Genomic DNA, 24,849 nt, shown 5'->3' with positions numbered 1-24,849 from the left:
TGCCGTCCCGCGTACGGGAGGTGGGTGGTCCGCCCCCGGGGGTGTAGCCCACTGCACCAGGGGTTCGGGAGATGGCTCTCTCGTGGGCGCGGCCGGGGGACGGGAGGGTTGATCCCGACGGACAACAGCCCGTCGACGTCGGAGATCCCCCCTCCTCACCCTTCTTCGGCCCGGAAGAGGACCTCATCCCCATGACCATCCGCGTCCTGCTCGCCGACGACCAAGCCCTGTTGCGGGCGACATTCCGCATCCTGATCGACTCCTGCTCCGACATGGAAGTGGTCGACGAGGCCGCCGACGGCCGGGCAGCGGTCTCACTCGCGCGTACCCACCGCCCCGACGTCGTCCTCATGGACATCCGTATGCCGGAGGCCGACGGGCTCACCGCCACCGCCACCATCTGCGCCGACCCCGGCCTCGCCACCACCCGCGTCCTCGTCCTCACGACGTTCGACACCGACGAGGACGTGGCCCGGTCCCTGCGTGCCGGAGCCAGCGGCTTCCTCGGCAAGGACGTCACCGCGGACGAACTCCTGAGCGGCATCCGCACCGTGGCGGCGGGCGACGCGCTCCTCTCCCCCCGGGCCACACGCACCCTGGTCACCCGGTTCCTCGCCTCCCCCGCACCCGGTGCCCAGCCGGCGCTTCCCGGACGGCTGGCGGCTCTCACCGCTCGCGAGCGAGAGGTGACCGCGCTGGCGGCCGAGGGAAGGTCCAACGACGAGATCGCCGAGGAACTCGTCGTCAGCCCGCTGACCGTCCGCACCCATGTGCACCGCGCCATGACCAAACTCCACGCCCGCGACCGGGCTCAACTGGTCGTCATCGCCTACCGGTGCGGACTCGTACGGGTCTCACGGCCCCCGGAGTGAGCGAGCCCGGCCCGGACGTCGTCCCCCTGGCCACAGCGCCCCACCGTAGGCGAGAATGCCGTATGCCAGAATGGGAGAATGTGACTTATGTCACTCACTAGGGGGCACGACTCGTGGACCTGGACTTCACGGACGACCAGAGTGCGCTTCGCGACACGTTGCGCACGTTCTTCGAGAAGGAGTCGTCCACCGCGGCCGTACGGGCGGCGGAGCCACTCGGGTTCGACGCGGCGCTGTGGCGGAGGGTCGTCGACCTGGGGCTCGCCGCGATCGCCGTACCCGAGCACCTCGGTGGCGGCGGTGCCGGTTTCGTGGAACTGGCGATCGCGGCGGAGTGCCTCGGGCGGTCCCTGGCTCCGGTGCCCCTGATCGAGGCGGCGGTGGCGAACGACCTCATCGCATCGCTGTCCGACATCGCATCGCTGTCCGACGGAGGTTCGCCGCTGCCCGGCGGGGGCTCGTCGTCGGCCGGCGCGCCGGATGCCCGCTTGGAATCCCTCACCGCACGCGCCGTCGCGGGCGAGCTCCTGGCGACCCTGGCCCTGCGCCCGGCGACGGGCGACCTCGCGCGGGTGGTGCCGGCGGGCGCGGTGGCCGATCTCGTGGCCGTCCTGCGGGGTGACGAACTCCTCCTGCTCCGGCAGCCGGACCGCGGCCCCGCCGCGCCGGGCGGGGCCGTCCACAATCTCGGGGCACTTCCGCTCGCCGACTGCCCCATCGACACGGAACACGCCCTGGTGCTGGCGCGCGGACCGGCCGCCGTCCGCGCCTATCGCCGCGCCCTGAGCCGGTGGGAACTGCTGACCGGCGCGGCGCTCTTCGGCCTCGGCTCGAAGGCCCTCGACATCGGCGTCGACTACGTGATGCAACGCAAGGCGTTCGGCGTGCTCATCGGCACGTTCCAGACCATCCAGCACCGCCTGGCCGACAACGCGATCGCCCTCGACGGCGCCCGCCTGCTGGCCTACGAGGCGGCCTGGGCCCAGGACGAGAACCTGCCCACGGCCGACACCTCGGCGACCATGGCCTTTCTGTTCGCCGCGGAGACCGCCCACAAGACGGCGTCGGAGGTCCTGCACTTCCACGGCGGATACGGCTACACGCTGGAGTACGACATCCAGCTCTACTTCCGGCGGGCCAAGGCGTGGTCACTCGTCGCGGGCGACTCCCGCGCGGCGTACGCGCGGCTCGCGCACCGCGTCTTCGGCGCGACACAGGCCCAGGGACAGGCCCAGGCACCGGCACCGGCACCGGCACCGGCAGAGAGGGCGGGCTGACGATGGACTTCCGCGAATTCGACGAACTGGCCTCGCACCGCGAGGCTGCCTGCGCCTGGGTCGAGGCCCATGTGCGACCGGAGTGGGGGGAGGAACAGCGCCGCTCCGGCACGCATCAGACGGCCGAGCTGCACACCCTGCTCGCGCGCGACGGGATCCTCGCGGCCGACTGGGCACCCGAGTACGGGGGGAGCGGGGTCGATCCCGGCTTCGCCCGGGCCGTGTTCGACGAACTCGGCCGCAGAGGGCTCGCCTCCGACGGCTGGTCCACGACCTCCATGGTGCTGCGCACCATCGAGCACGTGGGAACCGAGGAGCAGAAGCGCGAGTACATCCCGGCCGCGCTCCGCGGCGACACGCTGATCGCCCTGGGCTACAGCGAGCCGGACTCCGGCTCGGACGTCGCCGCGGCGAAGACCACCGCGGTCCAGGACGGCGACGAGTGGGTCATCAACGGCCAGAAGATGTTCACCAGCACCGCCCAGCTGTGCAGCCATGTGTTCGTGCTGGCCCGCACCAGTCCGGACGTGCCCAAGCACAAGGGGCTGTCGATGTTCCTCGTGCCGACCGACAGCGCCGGGTACGACATCCAGCCGATCCACACGCTCGGCGGGCAGCGCACCAACGCCACGTTCTACGCCGACGTGCGGGTCCCGGATTCCGCACGCCTCGGCGGGGTCGACGGCGGGTGGGGCGTCATGCACGTGGCGCTGGTCCACGAACGCTCCGCGTCCAGCCCCGGCTCGGACGGCGGTTCCCTGGCCAGCGATCTGGCCGCCTGGGCACGCACCGCGCGACGCCCCGACGGGACGACGGTCCTCGACGACCCGCTGGCCGCCGAGCGGATCGGCAGGATGGCGGTCGACGAGGAGGTCACCCGCCTGCTCGCCTTGCGCAACCGGTGGCGCGCCCAGAAGGGCGACCTCCCCGGTGTCGAGGGGTCGATGTGGAAGCTGTTCGCCACGGAGGCCGCGCAGCGCCACTCCAGCGACATCCTCGACATCCTGGGCCCCGAGGGCGTACTGGCCCCGGACGCGGCAGGCGCCCCCGCGGGCGGCAGATTCGAGGAGGGCTTCCGGGCGGCGGTGGTCGGCACCATCTACGGCGGGACCAGCGAGATCCTCCGCGAGATCATCGCGGAGCGCCACCTCAGGCTGCCCAGGAACCGCTGACGGTACGGGGTCCTGCGGGGCGGCGGGAAGCGACGTACGGCAGGCACCCCTGACCGGCGGCGCCGAGGCCCGACCGAGCCTCGGCGCCGAGAAGTCGGACCCAGGAGCGCGAAACCGCCCCCGAGGACCGCAACGGCGTTGTGGCCAGAAACGGCCCGCGCGTCCGCCGGGGCACGGCCACCGCGTCAGCTGGGTGGCCCCGCGTAGGAAGGCACCCCCGGCGTCAGGCCTTGCGAGGAGCCTCGGGCCGCAGGTCGATCTCGTCCTCGGCGTGTGTGAAGAAGTCGTCGGCCAGCCGATGGCACAGCGTGGCGAGCCGCTCCAGGTCTCCCGGCGACCAGTCCGCCAACGCGACCGACATGCCTCGGCAGCTCGCCTCCCGCACGCGGTCGACCGCGTCCCGGCCGGCCGGCGTGAGTTCGATGCGCTGGGCCCGGCGGTCGTTCGGATCCGGGACGCGCGTCAGATAGCCGGTCTTCTCCAGCTGCTGCACCTGCCGCGTCACGTGGGACGCCTCGACGGACAGCAGATTCGCCAGCTCACTGGGCCGCAACGAGCCGGAGTCGGCGACCTGTCGCAGCAGCGCCACGGCGGCCCGGTCCAGCGGCAGTCCGGCCAGCGCCATGAGGCGCTCATGCTGACGAACCCTGCTGGTCAGATACGAGATACGGGTGAGCGCACGCTCGATCTCGGCCACGTCCGTCAGCGCGGGATCTGCTGGTCTGGGCGGTGGTGTCGACATGGGACGACTCTAACGTCTACTTGCATAAGTCAAGCAATGTCGAGTGAGGCCGAAGGTCATGAGGGCTGCTCGGGCGCCGCCCCTCAGGAGTCGAGGTCGTCGGCGAAATGCCGGTAGCCGTGCCGGTCCTGATGGATGTTCCAGAGGGCCTCCGCGAGCGCGGCGGGATCCTTCCTGGGATGTCCGGGGCTGATCGCGCCGGGGATGACGAGTTGCGCGACATGGATGCCCTCGTCGGCGAGCGCACCGTGCAACAGGTGTCCGTAGGCGCTCTCGGCGGCGAAGGCGAGGGACGTACCGGCCCGGTCGGGGTGGGGTACCGCGGCGGTGCCGCCGTTGACGAACAGGATGGTGCCGCGGCCGAGGGCGCGCATGCCGGGCAGCACTTGGTGCACGGCGGCGACGGGGCCGTACACCGAGAGCTCGATCGGTCCCACGAGGTCGGCCGGGGTGGTTTCCAGGACCGGCCGCATGAACTCCCGCTGCGGGACCGGGCTGTACTGCATGACCTCGATGGGCCCCAGGGTCGCGGTCGCCGCGTCCAGCGCCGCTTCGAGAGCCTTCGGATCGCGTACGTCGGCCGCGAAACCGCGCGCCGTCAGGCCCTCCCCCACCAACTCGGCGGAGAGGGTCTGCGCCCGGTCCGTGGTGCGGGTGATGAGGGCGACGTCGAACCCCTCGCGGCCGAACCGCCGTGCGACGGCGACTCCGAGGCCGGGTCCTGCTCCGATGATGGCGATGGTGGTCATGGTCTTCCTTGGGGCCTCGGGGGGGGGTGGGGCAGCCTACGAGGGGCAGCATGCCCCCAGTGGGCCCCCGCCGCTCGTCACTCACGGACAGGGCCCCCGCGCCAGGGGGAATCACCGTGTGCCTCATGCTGTTCTCCCGCTGAGCACGCATGACAGGCCACGCGGGCCCATGACAGTCCTTGACACCAGACCCAGGAGGCCGACCGTGTACGGCGACCCGGCAACGATCCGCAAGATCCTCACCGAACTCGGCGACACCTGGGCGATCGTGGGCCTCTCGTCCAACGAGAGGCGCGCGGCGTACGGAGTCGCCGACGTTCTCCAGCGCTACGGCAAGCGGATCGTCCCCGTGCACCCGAAGGCGGAGACCGTTCACGGCGAGAAGGGCTACCCGTCGCTGGACGCGATCCCGTTCGACGTCGATGTCGTCGATGTCTTCGTCAACAGCGACCTCGCGGGGCCCGTGGCCGACGAAGCCGCCGCCGCCGGTGCCAAGGCTGTCTGGTTCCAGCTCGGAGTCGTCGACGAGGGCGCGTACGGCCGCACCCGCGCCGCCGGACTCGACATGGTCATGGACCGCTGCCCCGCCATCGAGATCCCGCGCCTCGGCTGAGCGGCGTCCGCACGGCGAGCCGGTTCGGGGCAAACCCGCTTGACGGCCGGTGGTGGGGATCGGTTTGCTGCTCCGGTGTCCACACTCACCTTTCAGCAGTCGGACGACGAGGCCGGTCTCAAGGACTGGCAGTACGTCCACAATGTGATCGTGCCGCCCGCCGCCCTGTCGCTCGACGAGGTCCGTGAGCGGGCCGGGCGCAACCACCTGGAGATCGCGTACCTCGGCGACGTCCTGGTGGGCTGCTCGACCGTGCGTCCGCCCAAGGACGGCGGCGCGACGGCCACGGTGATCGCCCGGGTCCTGCCCGCACACCGTCGGCAGGGGTTCGGTGAGGAGCTCTACGAGCGCGGGCTGAAGCAGGCGCGGGCGCTGGGCGCGGACGTGATCGAGACGGTCGTACTGGCGTCCAACGAGGACGGGCTGCGGTTCGCCGTGCAGCGCGGGTTCGTCGAGATCGAGCGGTATGTGCTGCCGGGCGAAACGGCCGAGTGGGTCGACCTGCGACTGGCCTGAGCCCGGCCGGCTCCGGTGACCGCGCCCCGGTCACCGCGCCCCGGTCACCGCGCCCGGTCGAGGAACGCCGTCACCGTTTCCGTGAAGCGCCGGGGGTCGTCGAGCCAGGGGAAGTGGCCGGCCCCCGGCTGGACGATCGGCTCCCCCTCGGGGAACAGCTCCGCCACGGTGGCGGCCACGCGCGGCAGTGGGCCACTGTCGAGTTCGCCCGCGAGCAGCAGGACCCGGGCGTCCAGCGTGGCGACGGCGGCGCGGGCCACGGCGGGTTCGAAGGCACCTGCGGACGCGTACAGGTCCGCGGCCTCCTCATTGGTCTGTTCGACCTCGGTCGCGGCGTGTGCCTGCGCGGTCGCGTCCCAGCGGCCGTAGAAGAACGGGGCGACGGCGTCCCAGTCGGCATCGGCCGTCGAGCCCGCCCAGATCCGTTCGTAGGCGCCGTACGCCGCCGCGAACCACGGTTCGGCCCCGCGCCGCGCGGCGGCTTCCCTGCGGTGCTCCTCGGTGAAGTCGATCCCGAGGGCCCGGGCGCGCCCGGTGACCGAGGTGAGGGTGCGGATGCGGTCCGGATACCGGGCCGCATAGAGGAATGCGAGGTCACCTGCCGCCGAGTGGGCGAGGAGATCGACCCGCTCCAACCCCAGGTGCGCCCGGAAGGCCTCGACGTCGTCCACCTGCCGGTCGCAGCGGTACGTCGCCGGGTCGGCCGGGACGGCGGAGTCACCGGTCCCCCGCAGATCCAGCAGGAACAGCCGACGGTGCCGCGACAGCCCGCCGAGATCGCCGAGATAGGCGGAGGCACGCATGGGCCCACCGGGCAGACAGAGCAGCGGCTCTCCCTGGCCGGTGACGTGGTAGGCCAGTTCGGTCCCGTCGGGGGCGGAGAAGATCGGCATTCCGTCATCCTCATGACGACGGGACGCTCGGGGCAAGCGTTTTTACGCGGCGCCGGGGGAGGTCGCCGGACCAAAAAACGTCCAGGCCGACCGGTACGGGTCGGCCTGGACGTCCTGTCCTGGATGATCAGACGAGAATCAGACCAGGTCGAACCGGTCGAGGTTCATGACCTTGTCCCACGCCGCGACGAAGTCCTTCACGAACTTCGCCTTGGCGTCGTCTGCCGCGTAGACCTCGGCGATCGCGCGCAGCTCGGAGTTCGACCCGAAGACGAGGTCGGCACGGGTGCCGGTCCACTTGACCTCGCCGGTGGCGTCGTCGCGGGCCTCGAAGGTGGTCGCGTCCTCGGACGTCGGCGTCCACGTCGTGCCCAGGTCGAGCAGGTTGACGTAGAAGTCGTTGGTCAGCGTGCCGGGGTTCGCGGTGAGGACACCGTGCGCCGACTGCTGGTGGTTGGCGCCCAGGACGCGCAGGCCACCGACGAGGACCGTCAGCTCGGGAGCGCTCAGGGTCAGCAGGTTCGCGCGGTCCAGCAGCAGGTACTCGGCCGGGAGGCGGTTGCCCTTGCCGAGGTAGTTGCGGAACCCGTCGGCGGTCGGCTCCAGCGCGGCGAAGGACTCCGCGTCGGTGTGCTCCTGCGTCGCGTCGACGCGGCCCGGGGTGAAGGGCACCTCGATGGCGTGACCGGCGTCCTTGGCGGCCTTCTCGACGGCGGCGCTGCCGCCGAGCACGATCAGGTCGGCCAGGGAGACCTTCTTGTCACCGGTGTTGAACTCCCGCTGGATGCCCTCCAGCGTGCGCAGCACCGCCGCGAGCTGGTCGGGGTCGTTGGCCGCCCAGCCGCGCTGCGGCTCGAGGCGGATGCGCGCGCCGTTGGCGCCGCCGCGCTTGTCGCTGCCGCGGAACGTCGAGGCCGACGCCCAGGCGGCGGAGACCAGCTGCGGGACGGTCAGCCCCGAGTCGAGGATCTTCGCCTTGAGGGCGGTGACGTCGTCAGCGCCGATGGCCTCGCCCTCCGCCTCCGGCAGCGGGTCCTGCCACAGCAGGGTCTCCTCCGGGACCTCCGGGCCGAGGTAGAGCGACTTCGGGCCCATGTCACGGTGGGTCAGCTTGTACCAGGCGCGGGCGAAGGCGTCCGCGAACTCCGCGGGGTTCTCGTGGAAGCGGCGGGAGATCGGCTCGTAGATCGGGTCGAGGCGCAGCGAGAGGTCGGTGGTGAGCATCGTGGGCAGACGCTTCTTCGACGGGTCGTGCGCGTCGGGGACGGTCGCCTCGGCGTCCTTCGCCACCCACTGGTTGGCGCCGGCGGGGCTCTGGGTCAGCTCCCACTCGTAGCCGAAGAGGTTGTCGAAGAAGCCGTTGCTCCACTGGGTGGGCGTGGTGGTCCAGGTGACCTCCAGGCCGGAGGTGATGGCGTCCGCGCCCTTGCCGGTGCCGTACGTGCTCTTCCAGCCCAGGCCCTGTGCCTCGATCGGGGCGGCCTCGGGGTCGGCGCCGACGCTCTCCGCCGGGCCCGCGCCGTGGGTCTTGCCGAAGGTGTGACCGCCCGCGATGAGGGCGACCGTCTCCTCGTCGTTCATCGCCATGCGGCGGAACGTCTCACGGATGTCGCGGGCCGCGGCGATCGGGTCCGGGTTGCCGTTGGGGCCCTCGGGATTGACGTAGATGAGGCCCATCTGGACGGCGCCGAGCGGGTTCTCCAGCTCGCGGTCGCCGGTGTAGCGCTGGTCGTCGAGCCAGGTGGTCTCGGGGCCCCAGTACACGTCCTCCTCGGATTCCCAGACGTCCGCGCGGCCGCCGGCGAAGCCGAAGGTCTCGAAGCCCATCTGCTCCAGGGCCACGTTGCCGGTGAGGATCATGAGGTCGGCCCAGGAGAGGCTCTGGCCGTACTTCTTCTTCACCGGCCACAGCAGGCGGCGGGCCTTGTCGAGGTTGCCGTTGTCCGGCCAGCTGTTGAGGGGGGCGAAGCGCTGCTGGCCGGCGCCGGCGCCGCCACGGCCGTCGCTGATGCGGTAGGTGCCCGCGCTGTGCCAGGCCATGCGGATCATGAACGGGCCGTAGTTGCCGAAGTCGGCCGGCCACCAGTCCTGCGAGGTGGTCAGCACCTCGGCGATGTCCTGTTTCACGGCCGCCAGGTCCAGGGTCTTGAACGCCTCGGCGTAGTCGAACTCCTCACCGAGGGGGTTCGCGACGGCGGGGTTCTTGGCCAGGATCTTCAGGTTGAGCCGCTCCGGCCACCACTGGCGGTTTCCGCCGCCCTGGGTCGGATGCGCGGCGCGCCCGTGCGCGACGGGGCAGCCACCTGCGCCCTCCGACTTCGCATCGGTCACGATTGCATCATGGTTCTCGGACATGGGAATCCTTCCGGACGGGGCGGATCACTGTGCTCAGGAACTGCGGGCGGTGGAACAGTCGGTCGAAACAGTCGAAACAGCCGGGGCACTGACCCCTGGGGACGTCGTCGACGACACCGTACGACCGGCGCATGACGTAGTGGTGGCAGTCGCCGACGCGTCGCTCGAACCGCGTCGGGCTGCCGGGCTCGGGGGTGCGCTCGCGACTGAAGTGGGCGAGCTCCACCCGTCTTCTGAACGTCACGTGCCTTTCCCTGCTGTTGTCCGGTCCCTTGGCTGTCGCCAGAACTGATCCTACGATGGACCCAGTCCAAGTCAATACGAGAACCAGACCCGTACGGATTCATTCGTCGGACGATGCATGATGAGGCTGGTGAGCATGAGTGACCTGCTCGAACGACTTCGCGGACGCGGCTGGCGGATGACCGCCCAGCGCCGGGTGGTCGCCGAGGTACTCGACGGCGAGCACGTGCACCTCACCGCGGACGAGGTGCTCGCACGCGCCACCGCCCGGTTGCCGGAGATCTCCCGCGCGACCGTTTACAACACCCTCGGCGAGCTCGTGTCGCTCGGCGAGGTGATCGAGGTGGCCACCGACGGCCGCGCCAAGCGCTACGACCCGAACGCCCACCATCCCCACCAGCACCTGGTGTGTTCGGGCTGCGGCGCCGTCCGGGACGTCCACCCTCACGGCGACCCCCTGTCCGATCTGCCCGCCTCCGAGCGGTTCGGCTTCGCCGTCTCCCATGTCGAGGTGACCTACCGGGGCCTGTGCCCCGACTGCGGCCGCGCAGAGGACGGCACCGAGCCGCGGACGGGGACCGGACGCGGGACGAGTACCGCGCGTAGGACGAGTTTCAGCCACCGCACACAGACCGATCCCTGAGCCAACCGCGTCAAGGCCCGACCCCCCTACCGTCACCTTCACTCCGGCTCACACCGCCTTCGCCTCCGGTTCGCCCGGCGTACGCCTGCGCTCGCTTCCCTAAAGGGATGGACCACATCACGTTCCTCGTGGCGGTCGTCATCGTCACGGCGCTGGCCTTCGATTTCACCAACGGATTCCACGACACGGCGAACGCGATGGCCACGTCCATCGCCACCGGGGCACTCAAACCGAGAACAGCGGTCCTCATCAGCGGCGTCCTGAACATCGGCGGAGCGTTCCTGTCCACCGAGGTCGCCAAGACCATCTCGGGCGGCATCGTGGACGACACCCTGGTCACCCCAGGAATGATCTTCGCGGGCCTGGTCGGGGCGATTCTGTGGAATCTGCTGACCTGGCTGCTCGGGCTGCCCTCCAGTTCCTCGCACGCCCTGTTCGGCGGACTGATCGGGGCGGTCTGGGTCGGCGCGGGCGAGCACGGCGTGCACTTCGACAAGGTGGTCGAGAAGGTGCTGATCCCGGCCGTGGCCTCGCCGGTCGTGGCGGGCGTCGCGGCGCTGCTGGCCACCTACCTCGCGTACAAGATCACCGCACGGGCCCGCCAGGACTCGGTGACCAAGGGCTTCCGGCTCGGCCAGATCGCCTCGGCCTCGCTCGTCTCCCTGGCGCACGGCACGAACGACGCCCAGAAGACGATGGGCGTCATCACGCTGACGCTGATCTCGGCGGGGGCGCTGGGTCACGACGCCGGTCCCCCGGTGTGGGTGATCGCGTCCGCCGGTCTCGCCATCGGACTGGGCACCTACCTCGGCGGCTGGCGGATCATCCGCACGATGGGCAAGGGGCTCACCGACATCCAGTCGCCCCAGGGCTTCGCGGCCGAGGCCGCCGCCACCACCGTGATCCTCACCTCCGCCCACCTGGGTTTCGCGCTCTCCACCACACAGGTCTGCTCCGGCGGCATCCTCGGCGCCGGCCTGGGCAGGCGGCTGGCCGAGGTCCGCTGGGGCACGGCGGGCCGCATGGTGATCGCCTGGCTGGTCACGCTGCCCGCCGCCGCACTGGTCGGCGGGGTCTCGGCGAGCGTGGTGAAACACGGCGGCACCTTCGGCACCGTGGTGATCGCCCTGTGCGCCGCCGCCGTCGCCGCGTTCATCGTGGTCGCCTCGCGCCGCAACCCTGTGCGTGCGGACAATGTGAACGACGCCCACGAGGTCACCGTCCGTGCCGCTGGGCCGACGACCGTCGGCACCGTCGCCTGAGCCAAGGGGAAGTCGTACGATGCAATTGGACTGGACCGCACTGGGCGAGGTCACCGCGGTGAGCATCGCCGTCACTGTCGGAGTGGTGGTCGTCTTCGCGCTCGGCGTACTGGGTGTCTCCCAGGTCGAGGCGGCACGTGAGAAGGACGCCGACGGCACCCACGCCCTCGGCTTCGCACAGGCCGGACTGTCTTTCCTGGCCTGCGCGGCGGTCGTCGCGTACGGAATTTACCTGATCGTGCCGCAGTTCCACTGAAGTGAAGCCGGGGAGGCCGCGATGACACCATTGCTGACGGGTTTGACCGTCGATTACAGCGACCATGACGACCCGGTACTGATCCGGTCGGACGGCAGTCCGGTCGAGACCTGGCGTGAGAACTACCCGTACCACGAGCGCATGGAGCGCAAGGAGTACGAGTGGCACAAACGCCTCCAGCAGATAGAACTGCTGAAGCTGCAGAGTTGGATCAAGGCGACAGGCCGTCGCCTGGTCATCGTCTTCGAGGGGCGTGACGCGGCCGGCAAGGGCGGCACGATCAAGCGGTTCACCGAGCATCTCAATCCGCGCGGTGCCCGGGTGGTGGCGCTGGAGAAGCCGACCGAGCGCGAGCGCGGCCAGTGGTACTTCCAGCGGTACGCGGAACATCTGCCGACCGCGGGCGAGATCGTGATGTTCGACCGGTCCTGGTACAACCGGGCCGGCGTCGAGCGGGTGATGGGCTTCTGCACGGACGACGAGTACCGCCGCTTCACGCGGCAGGCACCCGCCTTCGAACGGATGCTCGTCGACGACGGGGTGGACCTGATCAAGTTCTGGTTCTCCGTGTCGCAGGGCGAGCAGCGCACCCGTTTCACGATCCGCCAGGTCGATCCCGTACGACAGTGGAAGCTCAGCCCGATGGACCTGGCTTCCTTGGACCGCTGGGACGACTACACCGCCGCGAAGGTCGCCATGTTCCGCGAGACGGACACCGAACAGGCCCCCTGGACCGTGGTGAAGAGCAACGACAAGAAGCGGGCGCGCGTCGAGGCGATGCGCAGCGTCCTGGCCCGCTTCTCCTACACGGACAAGGACGAGGAGGTCGTCGGCAGCCCGGACCCGAGCATCGTGGGCGCGGCGGCGAACCTGCTGGAGGCGGGCGAGGACGACACCGGTCACTGAACGCGGCGGGGTTCGCTCAGTCGTGCGACGGGCGATCGGTGAGGCGGTGGTCGGCCAGGTTCAGCGCCTCGTCGACCACCCGGCGCAGGTGGCCGTCACCGAGTGAGTAGATGACCCGGCGGCCCTCTTTCCGGGTGCTCACCAGACCGGCGAGACGCAGCCGGGCCAGATGCTGGCTGACGGCCGGGCGCGCGGCCCCGCACGCCTCGGTGAGCGTCGTGACATCGGCCTCTTGGCCGGTCAGCGCGTGCAGGAGGGCGAGCCGGGTGCGGTCGCCCAGGAGGGCGAGGAGTTCGGCGGCGAGCGCGAACTGTTCCTCGCCGGGGGTACGCGGATGCGCATCATGCGCAGGTGATAGGTGCATGCGTGCGCTCATACGCACATAATGGCCCCATGGACGCCGACACGTCCACTCCCGCGCACCGGAAGGGGACCCCCGTGAGCGACCTGCAGCACGGCCACGACCACAGCGGCGGCCACGGCCACTCCCACGATCACGGCACGCCCCACGGCCATGACCACGGTCACGGCGACGGCCACGACCGCTCGGGGCACGACCACCCGCAGCCTCATCCGCACCCCCACGCCCACAGCACCTCTTCCGGGCCCCTCTCCCGTCTCCGTCATCGCCTCACCCCCCACTCCCACGACACCGGCGACAAGCTCGACTCCGCGCTGGAGTCCTCGGCGCGCGGTATGCGCGCCCTGTGGGTGTCCCTCGTCGTCCTCGGTACCACCGCTGTGGCACAGGCGGTGGTGGTCGTGGTCTCCGGATCGGTCGCGCTGCTCGGCGACACGGTGCACAACGCCGCCGACGCGCTCACGGCCGTCCCCCTCGGCATCGCGTTCGTGCTGGGCCGACGCGCGGCGACGCGTCGCTTCACCTACGGCTACGGCCGGGCGGAGGACCTCGCGGGCATCGTGATCGTGCTGACGATCGCCGCGTCCGGCGCCTTCGCGGCCTGGACCGCGTTCGAGCGGCTGATCGACCCGCGCCCCCTGCACCACATCCCAGTCGTCGCGGCGGCCGCGCTGATCGGCTTCCTCGGCAACGAGTGGGTCGCCCGGCACCGCATCCGGGTCGGGCGCGAGATCGGCTCGGCCGCCCTCGTCGCGGACGGCCTCCATGCCCGTACTGACGGATTCACGTCACTCGCGGTGCTGGTGGGGGCGGGCGGCGCGGCACTGGGGTGGCAACTCGCCGACCCGCTGGTGGGCCTGGCGATCACGGCCGCGATCCTGCTGGTGCTGCGCGACGCGGCCCGCGAGGTCTTCCGGCGTGTGATGGACGCGGTGGACCCGGAGTTGGTCGACTCGGCCGAACGGGCCCTGCGGGAGATCCCCGGCGTGCACGGGGTGGGTGAGCTGCGGCTGCGCTGGATCGGGCACCGGCTGCGCGCCGAGGTGGCGGTCGTGGTGGACGGCGAGGCGAGTGTGCGACAAGCGCACCGGATCGCCGTCGAGGCCGAACACGCCCTGCTGCACGCCGTACCGAAGCTCACCGCGGCCCTCGTACACGCCGATCCGGCCCCCGCGCCGGGCGAGACGGACCCGCACCTGACGCTGGCGCATCACATGGTCGCCTAGCTAGGACCTGTCCGGTCAGGCGATGCCCAGCCCCTCCAGCACCACCGCGTTCGGCAGTTCGGCGAACGCCTTGCCCGGCACCAGCAGCTTCCCGCGCCGCCGGCCACTGCCCACCAGGACGTACGGCAGCTCGACGACCGCCGAGTCCACCAGCACCGGCCAGTCGCCGGGCAGTCCGATCGGGGTGATGCCGCCGTACTCCATGCCGCTCTCGCCGGTGGCGGTGTCCATCGGGGCGAACGAGGCCTTGCGGGCGCCGAGTTGGCGGCGGAAGACGCCGTTGACGTCGACGCGGGTGGCGGAGAGGACCACGCAGGCGGCGAGCGTGGTCTCGCCGCCGCGCTTGCCCGCGACGACCACGCAGTTGGCGGACTGGTCCAGCAGTTCCTTGCCGTAGTGCTCGACGAAGGTCGCGGTGTCGGCCCACTCGGGGTCCGTGTCGACGTACACGATCTGGTCGGCGGGGACGGTGCCGCGCCAGTGGCGTACACCGTCCGCGACCGGGCGGGTGAGTTCCTCGAGGCAGTCGGGGGCCGCCGTGGCGTGGTCGAAGTGTCCGAGGGGAGCGCGCATGGCGGCACGCTAACAGCCGCTCCGGTCCGCCCGCTGGGGCGTCTCAGTGCACGAGCGGGACCGACACCGCCATGACCATCTCCACCGGCACGTCGCCCTTGTTGGCGTACGTATGGGGGGTGTTGGCCTCGAAGGACACGCTCGCGCCCTCGGGGACGCGGTAGTCGGTCCCGTCGACGACGAGAGTGAGGTCGCCCGCCAAGACGTGGACGAGTTCGACCGTCCCCGTGGGGTGCGGGTCCGAGGGGCTGCCGTCGCCCGGCATGAGCCGCCAGTCCCACATCTCCAGCGGTCCGGGCGCCTCGGTACCGGCGAGGAGGCGGTTGTAGCTGCCCGCGTCCGTGTGCCACAGCCGTACGGCCTGCTCGGCCGGGACGATCCGGACCTTGGGGCCCTGCTCGTAGTCGAGGAGCGTCGTGATGCTGACGCCGAGCGCGTCACCGATCTTCACGACGGTACCGATGCTGGGGTTGGTCCTTGCCTGCTCGATCTGGATGAGCATGCCGCGGCTGACTCCGGCGCGGCCGGCGAGCACGTCCAGGGTGAAGCCGCGCTCGGTGCGCCAGCGCTTCACGTTGCGCGCCAGCGACTGGGTCAGCAGGTCGAGATCCGACACATTCCGTCCATGAGTCCGCGTCCAATATTCTAGATTACAGAGTTCACTAGAATGAACTATGCTGTGGTGCACCTGATCGTTCACTGAACTGTACTGCGAGGGGCCCGATGACGGCACTGACAGCGCTCTTCGCCCTGGCCACCAGCCTCCTGTGGGGCCTGGCCGACTTCGGCGGAGGGCTGCTGACCCGGCGTACGCCCGCGCTCACCGTGGTCGTCGTCTCGCAGTCGATCGCGGCGGCGGTACTGGGCGCGATCGTGGTCGTGACCGGCGGCTGGAGCGCGGCGGGACCGCAGCTGTGGTTCGCGTTCGCCGCCGGACTCGTGGGACCGGTCGCGCTGCTCTCCTTCTACAAGGCGCTCGCCCTGGGCCCGATGGGCGTCGTCTCCCCACTCGGCTCCCTGGCCGTGGCCGTCCCCATCACCGTGGGAATCTTCCTCGGGGAGCGCCCCGGCCTGACGCAGGTGGCGGGCATCGCGGTCGCCGTCGTGGGCGTCGTACTCGCCGGCGGGCCCCAGTGGAGAGGCGCCGCCGTGCAGCGACAGGCGGTCCTCCTCACCCTGATCGCCGCGCTCGGCTTCGGCACGGTGTTCGTGCTGATCGCGGAGGCGTCCTCGTCGGTGACCGGGCTGTTCCTCGCGCTGTTCGTGCAGCGCCTGACCAACGTCGCCACCGGCGGCGCGGCGCTCCTCGTCTCCGTGCGGCGTGGCACCGCCGCCCTTCCCGAGGGCGGCTTCCCCTGGCGCTCCCTGCCTGCGCTCGCCTTCGTCGGCCTCGCGGACGTCGCAGCGAACGGCACGTACTCCGTCGCCGCCCAGCACGGCCCGGTCACGGTGGCCGCCGTCCTCGCCTCGCTCTATCCGGTGGTCACGGCCCTCGCCGCACGGGGCTTCCTCAGCGAGCGGCTGCGCGGAATCCAGGCGGCGGGCGCGGGCCTGGCGCTGGTCGGCACGGTACTGCTGGCCACCGGCTGATCCCTGCCGATCGGCTTCAGGACGACTCGGCGTCCAGCTCCGCCAGCCGCTCCACGGTCTCCTCGTCCAGCTCCGACAGCGCGAGCAGTTGCTCCGGGGTCACCCCGTCGGGAATCGGGACCGGCGCGGGCGTCCGCAGCGGCGGCTGCCAGCCACAGGCCGCGTCCCAGCGCCGTACGACCCGGGCGGGAGCCCCCGCCACGACCGAGTGGTCCGGCACCGTGCCGCGCACCACCGCACCGGCCGCCACCACGACGTTTCGCCCGATCCGCGCCCCCGGCAGGATCACCGCCCCGGTGCCGATCCAGCAGCCGGATCCGATCTCCACCGGCTCCATCCGGGGCCACTGCTTGCCGATGGGCACCTGCGGATCGTCGTACGAGTGGTTCGTGGACGTCACGTACACATACGGCCCGAAGTAGCAGTCGCTGCCGATCGTGACCGTCGTGTCGGCGATGACGTGGCTGCCGCGGCCGAGCACGACACCGTCGCCGATGCGCAGGATCGGGTCGGCGCCGAGGTCGAGGTCGGGCATCAGACCGGCGGTGAGGGTGACCTGTTCGCCGACGATGCAGTGGGCGCCGAGATGGATCCAGGGTTCACCGAAGACGGTGCCGAGCGGGAAGGCGAGTCTGGTACCCGTTCCCATCGCGCCGAAGCGCAGCCGCCCAGGGCGCTCGGCCGTCACCGAACCCGTGCGCTGCACCCAGGCCCAGCACGCGTGGACGGCGCGCTGCGCGAGGCGGCGCCGCCATGATGAGAACACGTTCCTGTTGCTGGGCACCCGCTCACCGTACTCAGGGCGGCCTGGGCCCAGCAGAGATCACCGCTGTGATCTTCGCCCCACCGGGGCCGGGAGCGATGACATACGGTGCCGCTGTACCGACGCCGACGACGACGCCGACAACGACAACAAGGAGACGCTGATGACGCAGCAGGCGCTGATCATGGGGATCGGCGGCAAGGACCCGCAGGTGGACCCGGAGGCGTTCACGGCACCGACGTCCGTGGTGATCGGGGACGTCACCCTGCACGCGGGCGCGAGCGTCTGGTACGGCGCGGTACTGCGCGCCGACTTCGGTCCGATCGTCGTCGGCGCCGACAGCAACATCCAGGACAACTGCACCCTCCACGTCGACCCGGGCTTCCCGATCACGGTCGGCGAGCGCGTCTCGGTCGGCCACAACGCCGTGCTGCACGGCGCGACGGTCGAGGACGACTGCCTGATCGGCATGGGCGCCACGGTCCTCAACGGCGCGGTGATCGGTGCCGGTTCCCTGGTGGCGGCCCAGGCCCTGGTCCCCCAGGGGATGCGGGTCCCGCCGGGCTCCCTGGTGGCCGGAGTCCCCGCCAAGGTCAAGCGCCCCCTGACGGAGGAGGAACGCCAGGGCCTCACCCTGAACGGCACCTTCTACGTGGACCTGGCAAAGACGCACAAGGAGGCACACGAGAGCTGAAGCGCCCCTTCAGCCATGTACAACCCGCACACACACGACGGCGGAAACCTACTCGGCAGCCGCCACCGGCTCCCGCTCCCCCGTCTCGATCTCCGCCGCCGCCTTCTTCGCCTTCCGCTTCACGATCAGCATCGAGGCAAGCCCGATGAGGACGGCCACCACGAGCCCGACCCACGAGAACCGCTTCAGCCAGGACTCGGCGACGACACCCACGTAGTAGATGACCGCGGTGGTGCCCCCGGCCCAGATGATCCCGCCCAGCACATTGGCGATCAGGAACTTCCAGTACGGCATCTTCAGCACACCCGCGAGCGGCCCGGCGAAGATCCGCAGCAGCGCGATGAACCGGCCGAAGAAGACGGCCCACATGCCCCACTTCTGGAAGGACCGCTCGGCGGTCGCGACGTGCCCCTCGCTGAAGTGCCTGGGGAACTTCGCTCCCAGCCAGGCCAGCAGGGGGCGCCCGCCCTTGCGGCCGATGGCGTACCCGATGGAGTCGCCGACGATCGCGCCGATGCTGGCGCACGCCCCGAGGATGACGGGGTTGATGCCCGAGTGCTGCGAGGACAGCAGCGCCGCCGAGATCAGGATGATCTCACCGGGCAACGGGATGCCCAGGCTCTCCAGGCCGATGACCAGTGCCACCAGCGCATAGATGCTGACCGCGGGCACCGTCTCGAGCCAATGCTGGACGTCCAACGCCGGTTCCTCCCGAATCGCACACTTCCCGGCGTGCGCCCGCGACGAGGGGCACACGCCGGGAAGCCTACCGCTCAGCCTCGCGCGGCGGCGTCCCACAGGTCGCACCGATGCTCCCGGTGGACGGTCGTACTCACGATGTTTCCGCCCCGGGAGGCGGTCCGCAGCGAGAGCACCGGACCGGCTCCGCCGGGCATCGCGGGCTGCCCGTCGGCCCGCGGCACCCCGCCCCTGACGAAGGACCCCCAGTACTGGATCATCTGTCGCGACAGCACCCGCTGCTCCGCGTTCAGCGGGGTGATGAGCCCGAAGTGCTTGAAGAGGTACTGCACCTCGTTCACATGGGTCGCCCCGAAGTCGAAGCCCGTGTGGAGATCGCGCAGCGAGGCGAACGGCGGCGAGGTGCGGTCGGCGAACTCGTACGCGTACACGGGCCCGCGCCCGGCGAGCACCGCGTCGAGCCGCAGCGCCGGACACGCCATGAGGTAGTCACCGAAGGCGGTGGCGTAGGCGAGGGTCGGCGACGGGTAGCCGTCGAGCGGATAGCGCTCGAGCACACGCTCGCCCGGATCGACGCCCCAGGCCTCCTTCACGACCGCCGGGTACCCCTCGGCGGTGAGCGGGGTGCCGGCATGATCGAACCGGGCGAACGCGAACAGCCGCCCCTCGTCCTCGTTCGCCCCGTTCAGCACGGGGACACGGGCCGCGGCCCCCTTCGCGTACGCCTCGAAGGGCTGTACCGGCAGGAAGGCGCCGCCCACGACGGGCCCCCAGTCGAATCCGCCCTGGGCGGCGAGGATCTCCGCGGACGACTTGCCGCGCAGACACGCCGCCGACAGATCGGCGCAGCCCACCTTCCGCGCGAAGGCCGCCCCTGCGGTCACGGCCGCCTCATGGGTGCGCGCCGAGCAGTTCCCGTAGGCGCCGCTCTCGACGATCCCCGCCCGGTACAGGCCCTTCGAGGTCGGCGAGGCAAGCTGGGTGCAGACCGAACGTCCGCCCGCCGACTCGCCCGCGACGGTGACGCGGCCGGGATCACCGCCGAAGCGGCCGATGTCGGCGCGCACCCAGCGCAGCGCGGCCAGTTGGTCGAGCATCCCGAAGTTGCCCGAGACCCCGTCGCGTGCCTCGCCGTCGAGTCCGGCCGTGGCCAGGAATCCCATGGCGCCGAGGCGGTAGTTGACGGTCACGACGACCGTGCCGGTCTGGCGGGCGAAGGTGTCGGGCACGATGTCCTCGCCCGCGCCCGCGGTGAGCCCCCCGCCGTGCAGCCAGACCATCACCGGCCGGCTTCCGGCGCCTTCGGGGACGTACACATTGAGGTCGAGGCAGTCCTCGGTGTGGCTGGGCCGCTCGTAGCCGGGGTCCCAACTGGCTGTCTGCACACACCGGTTGCCGAAGTCCCGTGCGGTGCGCACACCGCGCCAGGGTGCGACCGGCTCCGGGTTCCTCCAGCGGAGAGCGCCGACGGGCGGCTGTGCGTACGGGATGCCGAGGAACTGGCGTCCCTCGGCGGTGACTTCGCCCCGGACCAGGCCGGCGGCGGTGCGCACGACGGTCGGGCCCTGCGCGGCGTGCGCCGGGGCCGCGGCGGCAAGGGCAGGGGTCGGGGCGGCGTTGGCCGGTGCCGGGGTCGGGGCGGCGAGCGCGGCGGCGAAGACCGTCGCCCCCACCACCAGCGCGCGCAGGCGGCCGGACCGGGCGGTCTGCCCCCAGTTCACGCGCCCACCCCCACGCTGCCGTGCAGCCGCAGGTCCCGCGACGACGACCCCACCCACACCGCGCGCCGCCCGGTGCCGAGGACCCAGTCGTGCCGCCCCGCGTCCCAGGACGACAGCGTGCGCGGGTCCAGGCGCACCGTCACCCGTCGTCGCTCCCCCGCTCGCAGCGTCAGCCGCCGGTACCCGGCCAGCACCCGTACGGCCTGGTCGAGCCGGAGATCGGGCGACGGCCCCAGGTAGACCTGCGCCACCTCGACACCGTCGCGCCGCCCGGTGTTGCGCACGGTGAAGCCGACCTCCCTCCCCCGGACCCGCAGATCCTCGTACGCGAACGAGGTGTACGAGAGTCCATGCCCGAAGGGGAACAGCGGACGCACGCCCTGCGCGTCGTACCAGCGGTAGCCGACGTGGATCCCCTCCGAGTACTCCTCGGTGCCGTTCACGCCGGGATAGCGGTGCGGGTCGCCGGCGACCGGGTGGTGGGCGTCGTCGACCGCGAAGGACTGGGTGAGCCGGCCGCCGGGATCGCAGTCGCCGAACAGGACGGCGGCGGTGGCGGCCGCGCCCTCCTGGCCCGGGTAGTACATCTGGAGCACGGCGGCCGTGCCCTCCAGCCAGGGCATCGAGGTCGAGGAGGAGGTGTTGAGGACGACGGCCGTCCGGGGGTTGGCCGCGGCGACGGCCTTGATCAGCCGCTCCTGGTTGCCGGGCAGCGCGAGGGTGCCGCGGTCCAGGCCCTCGGTGGCGTCCTCGTAGGCGAAGAGGACGACGCTGTAGGCGGCGCGCGCGGCGTCGACCGCCTCGGCGACGTCCTGCGCGCGGGTCGCGCCGGTGATACGCCGCAGCCGGAACAGCTGTCCCGTGTCGGCGCCCTGCGCGGTGATGGAGACCTGGTGCGCGCCCCGGGAGAGGTTCAGGGCCTTGCGGCGCACGGCGAGTCCGTCGGGCGCTGCGGAGACCAGACCGCCGCTGAAGTACTCGCCGAAGCCGGGCAGCGGCGGGAAGAGCTCGACGCCGTCGACGAGCACCGTGGGCCGGATGCCGGAGTAGTGGATGACGAAGGTCCACTCGTCGGCGTCCGCGACGGTGAGGGTCCCCGTGTACGTCCAGGCCCCTCCGGCGGCGACACGCTGGCCCTCGGTGTCGATGCCCGCGGTCAGCGCCCCGTCGGGGATCGCCTTGCCGAACAGGTCCTCACCGAGCGCGTACGACACCCGGGCGCCGCCTCCCGCGCGGGAGCGGATGGCGTCGAGCGGGCTGTCGGCGTGGTCCGGGACGACGTGCGCGCTGCCGCCGCCGCTGATGAACGGCAGGGAGCCGGTGGGCCCGACGACGGCGATGCTGCGGGCGGCGGCGCCGGTCAGGGGCAGTGCGTGTCGTTCGTTGCGCAGGAGCGTCGCGCCCGCCTTGGCGACCTCCAGGGCGACGGCCGCGCCCGCCTTCGGGTCACGGGCGGGACGGGGCGGCACGCTGCCGTCGAGCAGCCCGAAGCGGTCCATCACGGCGAGGACGCGGCGTACGGCCCGGTCGACGTAGGACTCGGCCACGGCTCCGCTCTGCACGGCGGTCTTCAGGGCGGCCCCGAAGTACGTCCCGTCCGGCATCTCCATGTCGAGGCCCGCGGTGAGGGCGGTGACGGTGCTGTGGGCCGCGAACCAGTCGGTCATCACCCAGCCGCCGAAACCCCACCGCTCGCGCAGGATGTCGGTGAGGAGCGTCTTGTTCTCGCAGGCGAAGGTGCCGTTGACCTTGTTGTACGCACCCATGACCGCGCCGGTGCGGGCGGCGACGGCCGCCTCGAAGCCGCGCAGTTCGACCTCGTGCATGGTCTGCTCGTCGGCCCGCACGTCGATGGACATGCGGTCCTGCTCCTGGTTGTTCAGCGCGAAGTGCTTGACGGTCGCGATGAGGCCCTCGCCCTGGATGCCGCGGATCTCGGCCGCCACCAGGTCACCGGCGAGCAGCGGGTCCTCGCTGAAGGTCTCGAAGTTGCGGCCCGCGTACGGGGTGCGGATGAGGTTGACCATCGGGGAGAGCAGTACGTCCTGGCCGAGGGCACGGCCCTCGCGCCCGATGACCTGCCCGTAGCGGCGGGCCAGGCCGGGGTCGAAGGCCGAGGCGAGAAGCACCGGGGCGGGCAGGGCCGTGGCGTGCCGGGTGACACGGACTCCGGCGGGGCCGTCGGCCAGGCGGAGCGGGGGGATACCGAGGCGGGGTACTCCGGGTACGTATCCGGCCTGGCCGAGCGAGGCGGGGTCGGTGGCACCGTGCAGCAGGGAGATCTTCTCGTCAAGGGTGAGTTTGACTATCAAACCCTCCAGGCGAGGGCCGGCGCCGGATCTGGACTCCGCCCGGGCGAGCGGAACGGGACCGGCCGCGGTGGTGGCCGCCGCGGCGACCGCGATGGCGCCACCCAGCAGACGCAGGGTCGAACGCCGGGAGAACCCATCGGAAGCAGCGTGGGACATGAGCCGTCACTCCTTCGGTGCGCGGACACGCCGTCGTGAACCGCGGGTACACGCGCCGACGACAACGGCCGCGTTCGGCCCTTGAACACACCAGGCATCAGCGGGACGTGACACGTCGTCACACGGCACGAGTACGGCGCGAAAACTATGACCGTCGGTGACTCGTGTCAATGAAATGAACAAGAACCGCCGACACCCCGACAACAACCGAAGGGACCACAGCGGGGAGCGCCGCAGGGACCACAGCAGCGAGCGCCGTAGGGAGCGCCGCGGGGACCGCGGTAGGAACCGCAGCACGGACCCCGCGGCGAGGGCGGGTCATGCCGCCGCCGGGCCTCCCGCCACCACCAGTTCCGCGTTGCGGTCCCCGGCACCGCCCGCCCAGCCCTCCTGGACGCCGCCCTTCATGCTCTCGGCGAGGCCCGGAGCGTTGTAGGCCACTTCCCGGTACAGAGAGGCGAGTCCCACCGCGGACAGGTCGTCGAAGTCCCGGGCGGTGCGGTGCGGCGCGGCGGACTCGACGAGGGTGGTGAACAGGGACACCGTCCCGTCCCCGTTGTCGGTCAGCTCGATCAGCCGGGCGTGGTGCGGATAGTCCACGTGGGAGGCGGTGTTGACCTCCCAGAAGGAGCGGGCGGGCGTCGCGTGCTCGTGCGGCGTGATCCGGTTGACGTGACTGTGCCCGTTGATCCAGGCCACCACGTTCGGGAACCGGCTGAGCAGGGCGATGACCTCCGCTCCGTCGTGGCGCGGCTCGTCCGTACGGGCGGCGTCGGGACGGCGGGTCATGCTGGGGCTGTGGTGGTGGCTGAAGACCAGGATGTGGGCGTCGTCGGCCCCGGTGTTGCGGACGAGTCGGCCGTCCGCGTCGTAGGACCGGGAGCTGTGCGCCGCCAGGGTCCTTTCCAGCCAGCGGAGTTGGTCGCTGCCGAGTGAACCCTCGTAGTGGCCGCTGCGGTACGTCGTGTCGATGCTGATGCCGAGGACGTTCTCGGCCACCTTGAAGGAGTAGTACATCCGCTCGCCGTCCAGGTTGTCCTGGGTGTAGCCGTGGCCGACCGGACCGGCACCGGCGTGAGCGGGGTCGAGATGCGCGGACAGATAGTCGTGCGGGGTACACAGCCGGCGCCGCTCGTCGGCGGTCACGGTCCGCGCCGAGGCCGCGTTCCTGGTCAGGATCGCCTTGAGCACCTCGCTCTTCGGATCGTCGCCCGACCCGAGCGCCTTGGCATAGGCGGCCGCGTCCGCGGCGGACACCGACAACAGTTTGCGGGACCCGACGGCGAAGTCGTTCAGCGCGGGCGATAGGCAGCCGCCGGGCAGGTCGTCGTGGTTGCCGACCGTGGAGTACCAGGGGATGCGCAGCCCAGGGCTGGTGATCGGGCGGGTGGCCGCGGCGAGGAAGCCGGGGATCAGGGGCAGCCCGCGCCGCTTGTCCAGGTCGCGCACGTGGGGGTCCCCGGGGTGCCAGTACAGGGGGAGACCGGAGTTCTGGGCGCCTTCGTACGCCCGCGGGTCACCGGTGTTCGGCGTGATCCGGCCACCGCTCATCACGGTCAGGAACCACTCCAGCTCGATCGCGGAGTTGTTGTCGACGTTGTCGCCCGTGGTCATCACGAAAGCGGGGCGCAGCCTGGTGTTCGGTCCACCGCCGAGCCCGTTCACCTGCTCGACGAGCGCGACCGCCCCGGCCACCGTCAGCGCCTCCTGCGCCCGCCACGACGAGGCGCCGCGCGAGCGCAGGAACTCGGTGCGCAGCGGGTTCTGCACGTCGGCGAGATGGAGGTCGGTGAACTGTACGAAGCACGCGAGCGGGGTACGCCGGTCCTGCCGCCCGGCACCGGGCGTGGCGAGCTCCTTGCGGACGACCAGAGGCCAGCCGGGGCCCGAGACCAGCCGTCGGTAGGTGCCGGTGTGTGCGCTGCCGCCGAGGCGGGCCGTCGTCTCCAGGGTGGTCAGGGCGTAGGGCGCCGCCCGGGGGGCGCTGCGGGGCGGTGGCTGGACGACGGTCCGTGCGGCGGGCTCGACGGCGGGCTGTTGGCGCTGGCGCGGCAAAAGCGCCCCCGCGCTGGTTCCGGCGACGCCGGCCGCTGCCGTGGCGCCCGAGGCGAGCAGAAATCGACGACGGTTGACGGGGGCGGATACGGGTTCGGTTCCGGCCATGGGGCGACCCTCCGGTGCCTCCGAGCGATTCACTTGCTGGAACCACTCAGCCAGGCCGCGGGGACACGGGCGTGGCCTCGCCGTGAACGCCT

Annotated in this window: 24 protein-coding genes and 1 pseudogene; 12 read left to right on the top strand and 13 right to left on the bottom strand. The window is 71.4% G+C overall.

Going from position 1 to position 24,849, the window contains the following annotated elements; genetic code table 11:
- Positions 1-191 precede the first annotated feature (191 nt).
- The 3 genes from ACIRA5_RS00965 to ACIRA5_RS00955 all read left to right on the top strand — a co-directional run bounded on the left by ACIRA5_RS00965 (position 192) and on the right by ACIRA5_RS00955 (position 3,321).
- A complete protein-coding gene (locus ACIRA5_RS00965) occupies positions 192-872 on the top strand; it encodes a response regulator (RefSeq protein ID WP_403686044.1) in 681 nt (226 codons plus the stop codon).
- A gap of 113 nt (positions 873-985) precedes the next feature.
- On the top strand, positions 986-2,149 hold the full coding sequence (locus ACIRA5_RS00960; RefSeq protein ID WP_403686042.1) for an acyl-CoA dehydrogenase family protein: 1,164 nt from the start codon (positions 986-988) through the stop codon (positions 2,147-2,149).
- A 2-nt stretch (positions 2,150-2,151) separates the two neighbouring features.
- A complete protein-coding gene (locus ACIRA5_RS00955; protein WP_403686041.1) occupies positions 2,152-3,321 on the top strand; it encodes an acyl-CoA dehydrogenase family protein in 1,170 nt (389 codons plus the stop codon).
- A 223-nt stretch (positions 3,322-3,544) separates the two neighbouring features.
- Here ACIRA5_RS00955 and ACIRA5_RS00950 read toward each other — a convergent pair whose 3' ends face one another.
- The gene (locus ACIRA5_RS00950) at positions 3,545-4,063 is read right to left on the bottom strand and encodes a MarR family winged helix-turn-helix transcriptional regulator (RefSeq protein WP_403686039.1); all 519 of its coding nucleotides are present in this window, start codon (positions 4,061-4,063) and stop codon (positions 3,545-3,547) included.
- An 83-nt stretch (positions 4,064-4,146) separates the two neighbouring features.
- Positions 4,147-4,812 carry an SDR family NAD(P)-dependent oxidoreductase gene (locus ACIRA5_RS00945; protein ID WP_403686038.1) on the bottom strand — a complete coding sequence of 222 codons (666 nt, stop codon included), beginning with the start codon at positions 4,810-4,812 and terminating at the stop codon, positions 4,147-4,149.
- Positions 4,813-5,017: 205 nt separating this feature from the next.
- On the opposite strand from ACIRA5_RS00945, the gene ACIRA5_RS00940 reads away from it, so the two are divergent.
- A complete protein-coding gene (locus ACIRA5_RS00940) occupies positions 5,018-5,425 on the top strand; it encodes a CoA-binding protein (RefSeq protein ID WP_095855949.1) in 408 nt (135 codons plus the stop codon).
- Positions 5,426-5,500: 75 nt separating this feature from the next.
- Positions 5,501-5,941 (top strand): GNAT family N-acetyltransferase, encoded by a 441-nt coding sequence (locus tag ACIRA5_RS00935; RefSeq protein ID WP_352053562.1) that lies wholly within the window; start codon positions 5,501-5,503, stop codon positions 5,939-5,941.
- 44 nt (positions 5,942-5,985) lie between these two features.
- On the opposite strand, the gene ACIRA5_RS00930 is transcribed toward ACIRA5_RS00935, so the two are convergent.
- The 3 genes from ACIRA5_RS00930 to ACIRA5_RS00920 form a co-directional block, all read right to left on the bottom strand.
- A complete protein-coding gene (locus ACIRA5_RS00930) occupies positions 5,986-6,834 on the bottom strand; it encodes an alpha/beta fold hydrolase (RefSeq protein WP_403686036.1) in 849 nt (282 codons plus the stop codon).
- A gap of 138 nt (positions 6,835-6,972) precedes the next feature.
- On the bottom strand, positions 6,973-9,189 hold the full coding sequence (katG, locus tag ACIRA5_RS00925; RefSeq protein ID WP_403686034.1) for a catalase/peroxidase HPI: 2,217 nt from the start codon (positions 9,187-9,189) through the stop codon (positions 6,973-6,975).
- Positions 9,173-9,433, bottom strand: a complete 261-nt coding sequence (locus tag ACIRA5_RS00920) for a hypothetical protein (RefSeq protein ID WP_403686033.1) — start codon at positions 9,431-9,433, stop codon at positions 9,173-9,175. Before ACIRA5_RS00920 ends, katG begins: the two co-directional genes overlap by 17 nt.
- A gap of 135 nt (positions 9,434-9,568) precedes the next feature.
- Here ACIRA5_RS00920 and ACIRA5_RS00915 point away from each other — a divergent pair.
- The 4 genes and pseudogenes from ACIRA5_RS00915 to ppk2 form a co-directional block, all read left to right on the top strand.
- A pseudogene (locus ACIRA5_RS00915) lies at positions 9,569-9,982 on the top strand (Fur family transcriptional regulator); the annotation flags it as partial.
- A 200-nt stretch (positions 9,983-10,182) separates the two neighbouring features.
- Complete coding sequence (locus tag ACIRA5_RS00910; RefSeq protein WP_403686031.1) at positions 10,183-11,337, top strand: anion permease; 1,155 nt, start codon at positions 10,183-10,185, stop codon at positions 11,335-11,337.
- 19 nt (positions 11,338-11,356) lie between these two features.
- Positions 11,357-11,593, top strand: coding sequence for a hypothetical protein (locus tag ACIRA5_RS00905; RefSeq protein ID WP_403686029.1), 237 nt, complete (start codon positions 11,357-11,359; stop codon positions 11,591-11,593).
- A gap of 21 nt (positions 11,594-11,614) precedes the next feature.
- Positions 11,615-12,499, top strand: a complete 885-nt coding sequence (gene ppk2 / locus ACIRA5_RS00900) for a polyphosphate kinase 2 (protein ID WP_403686027.1) — start codon at positions 11,615-11,617, stop codon at positions 12,497-12,499.
- Between the two features lie 16 nt (positions 12,500-12,515).
- Here the strand turns inward: ppk2 and ACIRA5_RS00895 are convergent, their stop codons facing one another.
- Positions 12,516-12,875 (bottom strand): metalloregulator ArsR/SmtB family transcription factor, encoded by a 360-nt coding sequence (locus ACIRA5_RS00895; RefSeq protein ID WP_352053555.1) that lies wholly within the window; start codon positions 12,873-12,875, stop codon positions 12,516-12,518.
- 17 nt (positions 12,876-12,892) lie between these two features.
- On the opposite strand from ACIRA5_RS00895, the gene ACIRA5_RS00890 reads away from it, so the two are divergent.
- Positions 12,893-14,086 carry a cation diffusion facilitator family transporter gene (locus ACIRA5_RS00890; protein WP_403686025.1) on the top strand — a complete coding sequence of 398 codons (1,194 nt, stop codon included), beginning with the start codon at positions 12,893-12,895 and terminating at the stop codon, positions 14,084-14,086.
- A 15-nt stretch (positions 14,087-14,101) separates the two neighbouring features.
- On the opposite strand, the gene ACIRA5_RS00885 is transcribed toward ACIRA5_RS00890, so the two are convergent.
- Positions 14,102-14,659 carry a YbaK/EbsC family protein gene (locus tag ACIRA5_RS00885; protein ID WP_403686023.1) on the bottom strand — a complete coding sequence of 186 codons (558 nt, stop codon included), beginning with the start codon at positions 14,657-14,659 and terminating at the stop codon, positions 14,102-14,104.
- A 43-nt stretch (positions 14,660-14,702) separates the two neighbouring features.
- Positions 14,703-15,275, bottom strand: coding sequence for a helix-turn-helix domain-containing protein (locus ACIRA5_RS00880; protein WP_403686022.1), 573 nt, complete (start codon positions 15,273-15,275; stop codon positions 14,703-14,705).
- Between the two features lie 116 nt (positions 15,276-15,391).
- Between ACIRA5_RS00880 and ACIRA5_RS00875 the strand changes: the two genes are divergently transcribed.
- A complete protein-coding gene (locus ACIRA5_RS00875; RefSeq protein ID WP_403687176.1) occupies positions 15,392-16,249 on the top strand; it encodes an EamA family transporter in 858 nt (285 codons plus the stop codon).
- A 16-nt stretch (positions 16,250-16,265) separates the two neighbouring features.
- Here ACIRA5_RS00875 and ACIRA5_RS00870 read toward each other — a convergent pair whose 3' ends face one another.
- The gene (locus ACIRA5_RS00870) at positions 16,266-17,033 is read right to left on the bottom strand and encodes an acyltransferase (RefSeq protein ID WP_403686021.1); all 768 of its coding nucleotides are present in this window, start codon (positions 17,031-17,033) and stop codon (positions 16,266-16,268) included.
- 142 nt (positions 17,034-17,175) lie between these two features.
- On the opposite strand from ACIRA5_RS00870, the gene ACIRA5_RS00865 reads away from it, so the two are divergent.
- Positions 17,176-17,706, top strand: coding sequence for a gamma carbonic anhydrase family protein (locus tag ACIRA5_RS00865; RefSeq protein WP_382366171.1), 531 nt, complete (start codon positions 17,176-17,178; stop codon positions 17,704-17,706).
- 48 nt (positions 17,707-17,754) lie between these two features.
- Here ACIRA5_RS00865 and ACIRA5_RS00860 read toward each other — a convergent pair whose 3' ends face one another.
- The 4 genes from ACIRA5_RS00860 to ACIRA5_RS00845 all read right to left on the bottom strand — a co-directional run bounded on the left by ACIRA5_RS00860 (position 17,755) and on the right by ACIRA5_RS00845 (position 24,757).
- A complete protein-coding gene (locus ACIRA5_RS00860) occupies positions 17,755-18,405 on the bottom strand; it encodes a DedA family protein (protein WP_403686019.1) in 651 nt (216 codons plus the stop codon).
- Positions 18,406-18,479: 74 nt separating this feature from the next.
- Complete coding sequence (locus ACIRA5_RS00855; protein WP_403686018.1) at positions 18,480-20,126, bottom strand: carboxylesterase/lipase family protein; 1,647 nt, start codon at positions 20,124-20,126, stop codon at positions 18,480-18,482.
- A complete protein-coding gene (locus ACIRA5_RS00850; RefSeq protein WP_403686017.1) occupies positions 20,123-22,594 on the bottom strand; it encodes a beta-glucosidase in 2,472 nt (823 codons plus the stop codon). Before ACIRA5_RS00850 ends, ACIRA5_RS00855 begins: the two co-directional genes overlap by 4 nt.
- A 318-nt stretch (positions 22,595-22,912) precedes the next feature.
- Complete coding sequence (locus tag ACIRA5_RS00845) at positions 22,913-24,757, bottom strand: TIGR03767 family metallophosphoesterase (protein WP_403686016.1); 1,845 nt, start codon at positions 24,755-24,757, stop codon at positions 22,913-22,915.
- Between the last annotated feature and the right edge of the window lie 92 nt (positions 24,758-24,849).

The organism is Streptomyces sp. NPDC096311, assembly GCF_044763085.1.
GTDB lineage: Bacteria > Actinomycetota > Actinomycetes > Streptomycetales > Streptomycetaceae > Streptomyces.
Note: the sequence above shows the minus strand (reverse complement) of the source record. Positions and strands in the feature narration are given on the sequence as shown.